The sequence below is a fragment of the Adlercreutzia sp. CNCM I-6216 genome (assembly GCF_977113345.1).
Map to the genome: position 1 here is coordinate 1 of NZ_CDSBIE010000023.1, position 11,311 is coordinate 11,311.

Annotated in this window: 10 protein-coding genes and 1 pseudogene; 8 read left to right on the forward strand and 3 right to left on the reverse strand. The window is 64.5% G+C overall.

Features of this window, described 5'->3' with window-relative positions; genetic code table 11:
- Positions 1 to 101: 101 nt before the first annotated feature.
- From ACYVRU_RS11915 to ACYVRU_RS11950, 8 genes and pseudogenes are all read left to right on the forward strand, one after another.
- A pseudogene (locus ACYVRU_RS11915) lies at positions 102 to 947 on the forward strand (VirB4-like conjugal transfer ATPase, CD1110 family); the annotation flags it as partial.
- Positions 940 to 2,514, forward strand: a complete 1,575-nt coding sequence (locus ACYVRU_RS11920) for a C40 family peptidase (RefSeq protein ID WP_015760603.1) — start codon at positions 940 to 942, stop codon at positions 2,512 to 2,514. The pseudogene ACYVRU_RS11915 and the gene ACYVRU_RS11920, both read left to right, overlap by 8 nt.
- 15 nt (positions 2,515 to 2,529) lie before the next feature.
- Positions 2,530 to 3,237, forward strand: a complete 708-nt coding sequence (locus tag ACYVRU_RS11925) for a hypothetical protein (RefSeq protein WP_015760604.1) — start codon at positions 2,530 to 2,532, stop codon at positions 3,235 to 3,237.
- A gap of 14 nt (positions 3,238 to 3,251) precedes the next feature.
- Positions 3,252 to 4,238 (forward strand): hypothetical protein, encoded by a 987-nt coding sequence (locus ACYVRU_RS11930; RefSeq protein WP_015760605.1) that lies wholly within the window; start codon positions 3,252 to 3,254, stop codon positions 4,236 to 4,238.
- 128 nt (positions 4,239 to 4,366) lie between these two features.
- Complete coding sequence (locus ACYVRU_RS11935) at positions 4,367 to 4,843, forward strand: hypothetical protein (RefSeq protein ID WP_015760606.1); 477 nt, start codon at positions 4,367 to 4,369, stop codon at positions 4,841 to 4,843.
- Positions 4,844 to 4,860: 17 nt separating this feature from the next.
- Positions 4,861 to 7,929 (forward strand): VaFE repeat-containing surface-anchored protein, encoded by a 3,069-nt coding sequence (locus ACYVRU_RS11940; RefSeq protein ID WP_452039569.1) that lies wholly within the window; start codon positions 4,861 to 4,863, stop codon positions 7,927 to 7,929.
- A gap of 102 nt (positions 7,930 to 8,031) precedes the next feature.
- Entirely contained in the window at positions 8,032 to 8,739 is a 708-nt protein-coding gene (locus ACYVRU_RS11945) for a class B sortase (RefSeq protein ID WP_229026827.1), read from the forward strand.
- Positions 8,739 to 8,870, forward strand: coding sequence for a hypothetical protein (locus ACYVRU_RS11950; protein ID WP_013978957.1), 132 nt, complete (start codon positions 8,739 to 8,741; stop codon positions 8,868 to 8,870). Before ACYVRU_RS11945 ends, ACYVRU_RS11950 begins: the two co-directional genes overlap by 1 nt.
- Positions 8,871 to 9,003: 133 nt before the next feature.
- On the opposite strand, the gene ACYVRU_RS11955 is transcribed toward ACYVRU_RS11950, so the two are convergent.
- The 3 genes from ACYVRU_RS11955 to ACYVRU_RS11965 all read right to left on the reverse strand — a co-directional run.
- On the reverse strand, positions 9,004 to 9,639 hold the full coding sequence (locus ACYVRU_RS11955; RefSeq protein ID WP_015760609.1) for a HEPN domain-containing protein: 636 nt from the start codon (positions 9,637 to 9,639) through the stop codon (positions 9,004 to 9,006).
- Entirely contained in the window at positions 9,639 to 11,018 is a 1,380-nt protein-coding gene (locus ACYVRU_RS11960) for an ISL3 family transposase (RefSeq protein ID WP_015760610.1), read from the reverse strand. Before ACYVRU_RS11960 ends, ACYVRU_RS11955 begins: the two co-directional genes overlap by 1 nt.
- Positions 11,019 to 11,311 (reverse strand): hypothetical protein (locus ACYVRU_RS11965; protein WP_461186201.1); only part of this gene is annotated, 293 nt, incomplete at its 5' end.

Consider the following 11,311-nt stretch of genomic DNA (forward strand, 5'->3'; position numbering starts at 1 on the left):
CGCCGGCCAAAGTCCGGTAGCGCGATCGGCGCCTGTGCGGTGGCGCGATTGGCGGGAAGCGGGGGCCCAATCGGCGATTATTACGGTAGCGCTAACACCAGGCGCAGCTCGCCTTCAAGATCGACGCGATACTGGCACTCTCGAGCGCGACCATGGCAGAGGGGCGCGAGGGGCTGCCCGAGGCGGACAAGTCGATCATCAGCCGCTGCGTGGAGCTTGCCTACATGCGCTGTGAGGGCAAGGGGCGCCTGCCCGTCCTCGGCGACTTCTACGAGCTGCTGCTCGAGCAGGAGGAGCCCGAGGCGCGCGACATCGCGCTTCGCTACGAGCGCTACGTGAAGGGGGCGCTTTCGTTCTTCAACCACCAGAGCAACGTGGGTTTCACCAACCGCATCACCAACGTCGACTTCAAGGACCTCTCGCAGAACATGAGGGTCTTCGGCATGCTCACGGCGCTGGAAGCGGTGCGCAACCGCATGTACGCGAACTTCGAGCGCGGCGTGACCACCTGGCTCTACATCGACGAGGTGCAGAGCCTCTTCGGGCACCCGGCGATCATCAGCTACTTCTCCAAGTTCTGGGCGGAGGGCCGCAAGTTCAACCTGATCTGCACGGGCATCACGCAGAACTCGACCTACATGCTCGAGCACGAGGACGCCCGCAACATGGTGCTGAACTCGGATTTCGTGCTCCTGCACAAGCAGAGCCACCTCGACCGCAAGAGCTGGGTCGACCTGCTGGCCCTCTCGGCCCAGGAGGAGGGCTACATCGACGACTCGATCAAGGCCGGCGAGGGCCTCCTGGTGGCGGGAGGCGTGCGCGTGCCGCTCAAGGACGACTTCCCGAAGGGCGCGCTCTACGACCTGTTCAACACCAAGCCCGAGGAGATCGCCCAGATAAAGCGCGCCCAGGCGTTCGCGCGGGCCCGGGAGGGCGGCGATGCCTGAGAGCGCGGCGACATACTCGGACGGATCGGCACGGCTCGAGGCGGCAAGCCGCGAGCAGGCGCGTGCGCTCGGGATGGACGACCGGCCAGACGCCATCTCGGCGGGGATCGTGAAAGGATCGACCGAGCGCGCGGGCGAGGTGCTCTCATCGAAGGGCGAATCTCCGGGGCGGGGCAGGGCGGACTTCGCCGAACCCTCCCCTGTCGGTGCGGGCAGGCCGAAGGTGAAATCCCGCCTCGCCGCCCAGGCCAAGGGGAACCTCAAGCGCGCGATCGCCGATGCCGCCGCGTCCGAGGCGGACGACTCCGAGGAGCTCTCCGGCATCGGACAGGCGAGCAACACCTTCCGCGGCGCACGCTCCGTCATCGCACGGCATTCCGCCTCCAAGAAGGCTACTGCCGCCTCGAAGCCTAAAGGCCCGCTGAAAGGGGCCGCAAAGCATGCCAAGGCGGGGGCCTTCGGTCAAGGCGCTGCCGCGAAGGCCCGGCATGCGGCCGTCAGCCAGGCATCTGCCGGGGCTGCGAAGGCTGCGGCATCCGCCGGCGGCAAGGGCGCGGTCGTGAGCGCGGGCTCGTCGGTTGCTGTCCCCGTGGCGGGCGTGCTCGCGGCGATCATGGCGTTTTTGCTCGCCGTGCTCGCAATCTCCCAGATCGTGAGCGCCCTTTTCGGGTTCTGGGAAAACGAGGCGTCCAAAGCCTCCCTCGAGGGGCTGCCGCCCTACATCACCTACGAGATGGTCGAGGAGGCGCTCGCGTGTCAGGAGGAGTACGGGCACCCCGCAGGATGCACGATCGCGCAGATCATCGTCGAGTCGGGGCAGGGCGACCACCTCTCGGGGCTCGCCACGCAGGACCACAACCTGTTCGGCATGAAGTGGTCGAGCTCGTATGCGCTGTGCGAGGAGGTCGCGGGGAAGAGCTCGTGGAGGACCGGCGAGGAGTACGGCGGCGAGCAGGTCACCATCACGGCGGACTTCATCAGCTTCGTCGGCGACGCGGAGTGCATCCGCTTCCGCAGCCGCGTCTTCCTGCAGGCCGATCGCTACGCGTCAAACGCGCTCATACGCGAGGCGATTGCGAACCACGACTCGGACAAGATGGCCGAGGGGCTCAAGGACGCGGGATGGGCGACGAGCTCGAGCTACGTCGAGAGCCTGAAATCCACCATGGAGACCTACAACCTCTACCGTTTCGACGGCATGAGCCTGGAGGACTTCAGGTCCGGGGCGGTCTTGGCAGATGCGATCGTCTCCGCCGCCTACAGCCAGCTCGGTGTCCCCTACGTGTGGGGCGGGACGACCCCGGGCGTCGGCCTGGACTGTAGCGGGCTCACCCAGTATTGCTACAAGCAGGCCGGCATCTCGATACCGCGCAACACCGAGGCCCAGTACGCGCAGGGAAAGAAGATCGCGCTCTCGGAGGCGCAGCCCGGCGACATCCTCTACCGCATGGGGCATGTCGGCATCTACATAGGGGGCGACCGCTACATCCACGCGCCCCATCGGGGCGAGGTCGTGAAGATCGCAAGCGGGATCTCGAGCTTCACCTGCGCCCTGTCGTATCGATAGACAAGGAGCAAGAAGATGGACAAGAAGACGAAACTGATGGCCATATGCGCCGCGGGCGCCGCAGCGATCCTGATAGGGGCAGGGCTCGCGCGTTGCGCGATAGAGCCGAGCGAACCCGAGGCCGTCGTTCCCGTAGAGGAGCGAAGCCAGAAGATAGAGAAGGCGGACGAGTCGCTCGCGGGCTATGCGGGCACCACCTGGGAAAGCGAGGACGGAGCGTGCACGCTCACGCTTTCCGACTCGACGATCGTCGAGTCTGGAGAGGCCGGGGTGCAGGTGATGTACTACGAGGTGCTCTCAGAGGAGTCCGCCGACGCTGGCGTCTCGGCGCAGATATCCTTCACGCGCTCGGCGGGTGAGGCCGCCTCCCAGACACTGCTCTCCATAAGCGATGCGGGAGGCCGAAAGAGCATCTCCTGCGACGCGTTCTCGCTGTCGAAGAACTACCTCATCGCCGAAGGCTCCGATGCCGGGCTCGAGCTTGCCGCGCACCCCTCTGAGCTAAACGACCTCCTCGATGCCGAGGATCCCGAGATCGCCTCCGCCATCGCGCAGAGGGCGTCGATCGCATCCCCGACGGCGACGCTCGCCACCTGGGACGGCGAGGTCTACATCGACTGCAACGAGGACGTCCTCACAACGTCCTTCCACCTGAACGACGCAGCATCGACGATCGTTCAGCTCTCCCTAGACCGCGCGAGCGGGGAGCTGAGCGCGCTATGAGGCGGGTGGCGACGATGATCTCAGACAGGCGCTTCCGCATCGCGTTCGCCTCCACCTTGCTCTTCGCGACGCTCATGCTCGTCCCGGCGTCTCCCGCCTACGCGAGCATCGCCGACGACGTGAACGCATGGCTCGCCGGGCTTCTGCGGGATGCGTGCAATTGGATGTTCACCAACCAGGTGGCGGTGCTCTCGAGCATCGGCTACGAGGGCATCATCGGCGCGGACTTCTCGCAGATGCTCACGACCGCAGGAGATGTCTCCATGTACGACATCGCGCGAGGGGTCTGGGACGCCGCAGTGCTTCCCATCGGATGCGGGGTGCTCGGGCTGGTGTTCACGGTGAAGCTCATCCAGATAAGCCAGCGCATGGACGGCAACGCCTCCTTCCCCGGCGTGAAGGAGGTCGTCTTCCTGCTGGTCTTCTTCGCGGTGTTCCTGTTCCTCATACAGAACAGCTTCGAGCTCATGGAGGCGATCTACTCGGTGGTGGGGCTCGCCATCGACCGCACGATGGCGCTTTTCGGCGCGGGCGGCGCGATGGACCTCTCTGCCGTGAGCGTGGTGACCGAAGACGACGACGTTCCGGCCCTCATCGCGCTGCTCCTGGTATCCGTCATCAGCTGGGTCGTGGTGCTCGGGGCCTACATCGTGGCGCTCGTCGTGTGCTGGGCGCGCGCCATCCAGCTCTACGTCATGGCGGCGTTCGGCCCGATCCCGCTCTCGCTCATGGCGCTCGACGACACGCGCCAGATAGGCATCGGCTACCTGAAGAACTTCACCGCGGTGTGCCTGGCGGGGCTCATCATCCTGATCCTGCTCGTCGCCTTCCCGCTCATCCTGGGCGGGCTCACCGGGGCGAGCACCTCGACGGGAACCCCCATCGACGGCATCGCGACCGGGCTCACCTACGCGCTCCAGTACCTGGCGATGTGCGTGCTTTTGATCCTGTCGCTCGTCAAGAGCGGCGCTTGGGCGCGCGACATCGTATCCGGGGTTTGATCTTGTCGGAAGGATCTCTGAAAGGGGGTGATCGCCTTGGACGGCTGAGGGGCTTTCGACGGTACGGACAGGCAGGCGGGCTTCCACATCGACAACCGCCTGCGAGGATGCAAAGAAAGGGGCATGGAATGCCTGAGAAGAAGAACACCTACCTCACGCTCCACAAGAACTTCGTGCGGACCGACATCGAGTACACCGACCGGGAGACCGGAGAGGTACGCACCTTCAACTCCGTGACGCTGCCGAAGGGCACGGTGGTCGACGGGGTTGACGTGAGCTACTACCAGTTCAGCCCGATGTTCGTAAACGAATCCCGCTACCGCGGCGAGAACTACCGCGACATCCCGCTTCTGACGGATCGCGAGGTGTGGCTCAAGAAAAGCGTGCTCGACGAGGACGGCCAGCCGGTGCTCGACGAGCGAGGAAAGCCCGCCAAGGACATCGTGCGCGTCATGCCGGCGCAGATCAAGGAGGCGCTCGACCGCAACCGCAGCGAGTACCTGCAGAGCCTCTCCGAGAAGGCGCGCGGCGCGCGCGAGGGCTCGGAGCGCCTGGGAAACGGCGATAGGCGCGCCGCCCAGAGCCGCGAGAGCATCGCGATGTAGGAGGAGGTGCGCGAGAAATGAAAGAGAAGACGATGGAGAGGATAACCTCCTCGAAAATCGTGCGGGTCGCCATGGCGATGGCGCTCGTGCTGTCCGTCGCCATCGTCCCGACCAAGGCATATGCCTCCGGGAACGTGAACGTCTCGATCGGCAAGAGCATCCCCTATGCCGGATACGAGACGACCCAGATGAGCGCCAACGGCAACGACGCCTACTGCATCGAGCCGTCGCGCTCCGCGCCCGATGCGGGAACCTATCCGACGAGTGAGGCGGGAGATCTGGCGGCGGCCATGTGGTTCTCCTATGGGGCACCCGGCTTCGACGCGTCCATGTGGCCCAGCTCCTGGTACGACGGAAGCGGCATGGACGAGGACAAGTACCGCGTGGCGAGCCACATCCTGCTCTCGTACGCCAACCTGGGATCTGCCGCCGAGGCGACCTACGGCACGAGCGCCGAGTTCGCCTCCTGGGCGGAGCGCGAGATCGCGGGCGACGTGTGGAGCCAGGTCAACGCACGTGCGAACGAGGTCTCCACGGGATTCTCGGCCATCAGGATCCATGCGGGATCAGACGCCCAGACGCTCGCCAGCTTCACGTGGGAGCGCGGCGGCGTGAAGATCGCCAAGGTCGATGCGCAAGCCGGCGCAGGCGAGCAGGGCGACGCCTCGCTCGAGGGCGCCGAGTTCGCCATCGTCAACGCATCGGGGATGAACTCCTACGTGAACGGCCACAGCTACGCAGACGGCGAGACGGTCATGACCATCTCCACCTCCTGGGACGGCTCGGCCTACACCGCGCAGACCGCGAGCGACGCGCTGCCGTGCGGCACCTACCGCATCGTTGAGGCGAACGCTCCGGAAGGCTACCTTCCCTGGGAAGGCGAGCTCGGGTTCGCCATCGAGGGCGACGGCCAGGTCGTCGACCTTTCCGGCGACCCCGTGCATGACGACGCGATACGCGGCGGCGTGCAGGTGACCAAGGCCGACGCGGAGCTCGGCGAGTCCGAGGCGGTCGGCGGGAACGGGCATGCAGCAGAAGGCGTCGGCACGACGCTCTCCGGCATCGAGTTCGCCATAACGAACGCCTCCGAGAACAAGGTCCTCGTAGGCGATGCCTGGTACGAGCCGGGCGAGGTCGTCGCCGCCATCGAGACCGAGTGGGACGAGGAAATCGGCTCCTACATCGCGAAGACCGCGCCCGACGCGCTGCCCTACGGCACCTACACCATCCAGGAGACCGCGACCAACGACTCCTACCTGCTCACCGACGGCGAGCCGAAGACCTTCGAGATCCGGACCGACGGCCTTGTCGTGACGGCGGACGCGGAAGGCGGCGAGCTCACCTTCTACAACCAGGTCGTCCGCAACGACCTCAAGCTCTCCAAGAAGGCCGAGGACACCAACGCGAGCCTGCAGGTTCCCTTCGCCATCTCCAACGTGGCGACCGGCGAGACGCACGTGCTGGTCACCGACCGCAACGGCCAGGCTTCGACCGAGGCGAGCTGGAACAGGCACACCGCCAACACCAACGGAAACGACGTCCTGCTCGAAGCCGACCGCATCACGGCCGGTATGATGGACCCGTCGGCGGGCATCTGGTTCGGGCTGGGCGAGGACGGCTCGTCGGCTCCCGCCAACGACGCGCTCGGCGCGCTGCCGTACGGCCAGTACACGCTCGAGGAGCTTCCCTGCGAGGCGAACGAGGGCTACGAGCTCGTGACCAAGGCCTTCTGGATCGAGCGCGACTCCGGCGTGGCGGAGGCCGTCTGGATGACGCTCGACGACCAGGAGGGGCCGAGGATCGGAACGCGGGCAACCGAAGTGGCCGACGGTGACCAGATCGCCCAGGCAAACGAGCAGACGACGATTGTGGATACCGTCTACTACGAGAACCTCGAGTTCGGAGGCACGTACACCCTCACGGGCACGCTCATGGTCAAGTCCACCGGCGAGCCGCTGCTCGACGCCGAGGGCAATCCCGTGACCGCCACCAAGGAGTTCACGGCGAACAACACGAACGGGTCGGTGGACATCGAGTTCACCTTCGACGCGAGCCTGCTCGCGGGCGAGGACGTCGTGGCCTTCGAGAGCCTCGTGAAGGATAGCATCGAGGTAGCAGTCCACGCAGATATCGAGGACGAGGGCCAGACGGTCCATTTCGTCGACATCGGCACCACGGCGGCCGACGCCGCCGACGGCGACAAGCTCGTGACGGGCTCCGAGGTCATCATCGCTGACGAGGTGGCCTTCGAGGGTCTGACCCCTGGAGGCTCTTATACGCTCGAGGCGACGCTGATGGATGCCGAGACGGGCGAGCCGCTGAAAAGCGGCGAGGGGCTTCTCGCGACTGACGTGGCCGCGACCGTCGAGTTCACGCCCGAAGCTGCCGAGGGTACCCAGACGGTAGAGCTCTCATTCGATTCCTCCGGCCTCGGCGGTCACCGCCTGGTGGTGTTCGAGAAGCTGCTCGACGCCGAAGGCACCGTCCTCGCGGTGCACGAGGATATCGAGGACGAGGGCCAGTCCGTCACGGTCGTCGAGATCGGCACCACGCTCGTCGACGCCGCCGACGGCGACCACATGGTCGAGAACGGGACGGTCACCGTCGTGGATACCGTCGAGTACAAGGGGCTCGTCGCAGGAGAAACCTATACTGCCCACGGCACCATCATGGACAAGGCGACTGGCATGCCCCTTGAGGACTCGGAAGGCAATCCGGTGACCTCAACCGCGGAGTTCGTGGCGGAAAGTTCTGAGGGAACCGTAGAGATCACCTTCGAGTTCGATGCTTTCCAGCTCGAGGAGGGCGCCTCCCTCGTGGCGTTCGAGGAGGTGCTCGACGTGAACGGGAACGTCATCGCGGTACATCAGGACCTCGAGGACGAGGGGCAGACCGTGGTCGTCGACAACCCCGAGACTCTCGGCACCCCCTACGACAAGACGGGAGGCGACCTGCTTCCCGTATGGGTTCTGATCAGCGCCTTGATCCTCTGCGGCGGCGCTGCGGGCGCATACGCGCTTCGCGGCCGCATCCGTCGAAACGCATCAGTTGGCGAGGGATCCACTGACGAGGGTCCCGAGAAGTAGCCGGGTCCCGGTCGATCGAAGAGGGCGGGGCGGCGATGAGCCTCCCCGCCCGTCTTCCTGGAGGTTCAAGTGAGCACAAATATCAAGCAGCGATTTGCAATCATGGTGGCGGTGACAGCGCTGGTCGGTGCTGCGGCGTTGGGGTTGTGGCTCTTCAGCATCCATGACAGGGCGGCAGATGTAGACCCCTCTCCTATCTTGGCAGATGCTTCGGGAAGCGATGCGGCATCCGATGGCGCCCCGACGGTCGACTGGGAATTCTGGCTGTCGGTGAACCCCGACATCGTGGCGTGGGTGAGCGTCCCGGGGACTGATATTGACTATCCGGTGGTACAGGCGAGCGCCGACGATCCGACCTTCTACCTCGACCACGACGTCTACCGCGGCTGGAACCCCTACGGATGCCCCTACCTCGACGCCGGCTGCGCGGGGCGGGGAATCGACAGCCCGCTCGCTCTCATGTTCGGCCACCACATGAACGACGGCAGCATGTTCTCGGCATTCGCGAACTACTCGGACAGGGGGTTCGCGCAGGAGCATCAGGAGATTCTCCTGCAGACACCCGAGAGGGACATTCGCCTGAATGTCATCGCGGCGGACGTCGTGGATTCGAACGCTGAGCACAAGCGCCTGGAGTTCGCCGACGACGGAGAGCTCGGCTTTTGGCTCGAGAGGCTGCTGGCCGAAGCGGACGTCGTGCTCGACGTCGACGTTGAGGCGGATAGCGTCAAGGCGTTCTGCACCTGCAGCTACGGCAGGTGGAACGGGCACGAGAGGACGATAGTGTATGCGCGGGAGGAGGTGGTGTGATGCAATCGACCATATGCTTCTTCATCGGCATGGCGATGATGGCGTGCGCGATCGTGGGGTACGCCTGCATTCGGGTGGGCGCCATGAGCGAACGTGAGGAAATGCTCGCCGAGGGCAAGCGGGAACCCTAGGCTGCTTTCGGCAAAAAAAGGGTATGTAAAACAAGTGGTTGGAAATTGGTAAATCTCTGGTTGGTTGCTGTTGAGTCTAAATCAACTCATCCAACCATCTTTCTAACAGCTGGAGCTGCAATAATCCAACCACTTATTTAACGTCTCTATGTATCATGTCGAAGTCAATCAGCTCTAGTTGCTCTACGAACTTCTCTAGATATGAGGCGACTTCCTCGTCATTCACGAAGAGCGGCCTATCCTGCGTGAGCCTTCCTGAACTGTCCTGCGGATAGCGAAGACTGATGCCGTTGTCGTCGATGTCGGCTACGGCCTCTACGAATGCGCCCATATTTTTGATGGCCCTGTTGTCCTCACGGCACCTCTGCCCTGGGAACCTCGAGAGCAGTGAGCTCCACAGCTTCGTGAGGCTGTGCTCTCTCTTGGGCTCGACTCCGCACTTCCTAATCACCCTCTTGATAGCTAGTTCCATGCAGTGTCTCGTGAGGAACAGGACCGGGATCGCATAGGAGTGCTTCAGCATCACGTACATCCCAGGTCGGTCGATGGCCCTTCTTCCGGCGGCCGCCAGTTCCTTCGCGGCGTTGAGGAACGAGCGGATGAACTCCTCCTCGAACATCTCGCCCTTGAGTTTTTCCTTCATCAAGACGGATGAGTCGAGCAGGGAGAAATCCCTCAGGGTGGGGTCGTTAAAGCCGTTCATCTGGGGCTTCATCACTTGACGCCCCACGTATCTAGGAAATACATGCTCGGTGAATATGCTCCCCATTAATGGACCTCCCCAGTCGTTGCGTCGACCTTCACTCCCGACCTCGGGTCTATGAACTCGTCCACGGCCTCGTCCTCGCGGTCGGGCTCGGTCACGAAGAGCGGGCCGGGAGCATCGATGCGAGGGCCGATCGTGAGCCCGTTGCTCGCGATGATGCGGTCGAGGTTCTGCCTGCGGTAGAGGGTCCTTGCCCGAAGCGTCTCGAACGAGTATCCGCGCCCTCTCATGTCCGTTTCGTTGATGAGCCGGTTCGCGCACTCGGTGTAGCCGTTCGAGATGCGGCTGGGGCATTCCCAGTAGTTGAAGATGAACTCGCGGTGGTTCTGGACGGTCCGAGCAAGGGCTCTGAACGGATCGAACTCCCTGCCATCGGGAATTTCCCGAATCCAGGCGTCGAACGCCGCCTCAGCCTCCTCGCGTGAGGACGGATGGTCGTCGTAAATGCCGAAGAAGTCCTCCTTGAGGTCGTACGCGGTCATCAGCGTCGAGTAGGAGGGGTCTTCCCGTAGCGCCCTTAGGGCCGACGCCTCGTAGGGGCTGAGGTCGCGTGTCCGCTTCCTGAGGGCGTAGGCGAGGCCCTTCTTTAGCTCAAGGCGGCCCTTCCTGTCGAGGGCTCCCTGGAGGCCCTTGCGGACCGCGTCTAAGGCCTCGTTGGCTCCCCTCACGACATGGAAGTGGTCGATGACCCATGTCGCGTTCGGGGTGTACTTGGCTATGCTCCTCCAGAACGGCCGGTACATGTCGCTCGAGACCCATCGTACGCGCTCGAGGCCCTCCAACGAGGAGAAATAGGCGTCGAGGTCGGACTGCGTCCTGCCGGGCACCATGTCGAAGACCGTCCTGTGCTCGAGGTCGGTGATCACGGTCACCATGCCGACCCTCTTGAGGTTCTTCTCGTCTATGCCCAGGAACGCCGGCACCTTGAAGCGAAGCCTCGAGGCGTTCTCGCGGACGTAGTCCTCGAAGACGTTCTTCACGGTGACGTGCGAGAGCGGGTACTCCTCGGCGACCTCGCGGAAGGTGAGCCTGAGTGAGCGCTGGGCGATGTCGGCGTATGCCGCCTCCGTCATTCGGTGACCCGCGTCGACCCCGCCTATCGCCGGGCGCCACACGTAGCCGCACTCCGGGCATCGCATCCGCGGGAACCCTATCTCGAGCCTCGTCGGGATGCCCAAGTGTGGCGTCGACACAACGCCGACGGTCCTCGCGCCGTGGCTGTGCAGCGTCCCGCCGCACTCGGGGCACGATGCGGGGACGGGCCCGCGGTATCTCAGGTCGAACTGCTGGAGCCTCCTGCCGCAATCGACCTTGGTCGCACTGCCGATGAGCTCGCAGCCCCGGACGCCGAGCAGCTCCTCGACGTAGCCCGCCGCGCCCATCTATTCCCCCTTCGAGAGGTAGGAGGCGAGCTCGGCGATGTCGTAGCGCTTCCCCTGCGAGATGAGGTCGTACACCTGGTCGGCCAGGGGCTCGATCGCCTGCGGGTCGTCGAGCGCCTGCTCGGCGAGGTCTCCCAGCTCGTTGCTCATCATCGACATGAGGGCCCTGATGACGATGTTGCGCAGGCGCCCGTCTGTTAGCGCTACCGCAAAATCAGCCGAACGCGCCACTCTATCCCGCCGGCGGCGCCCCCGGTTCCCGGCCGGGGGCGCTACCGCACTTTGGCCGCCCG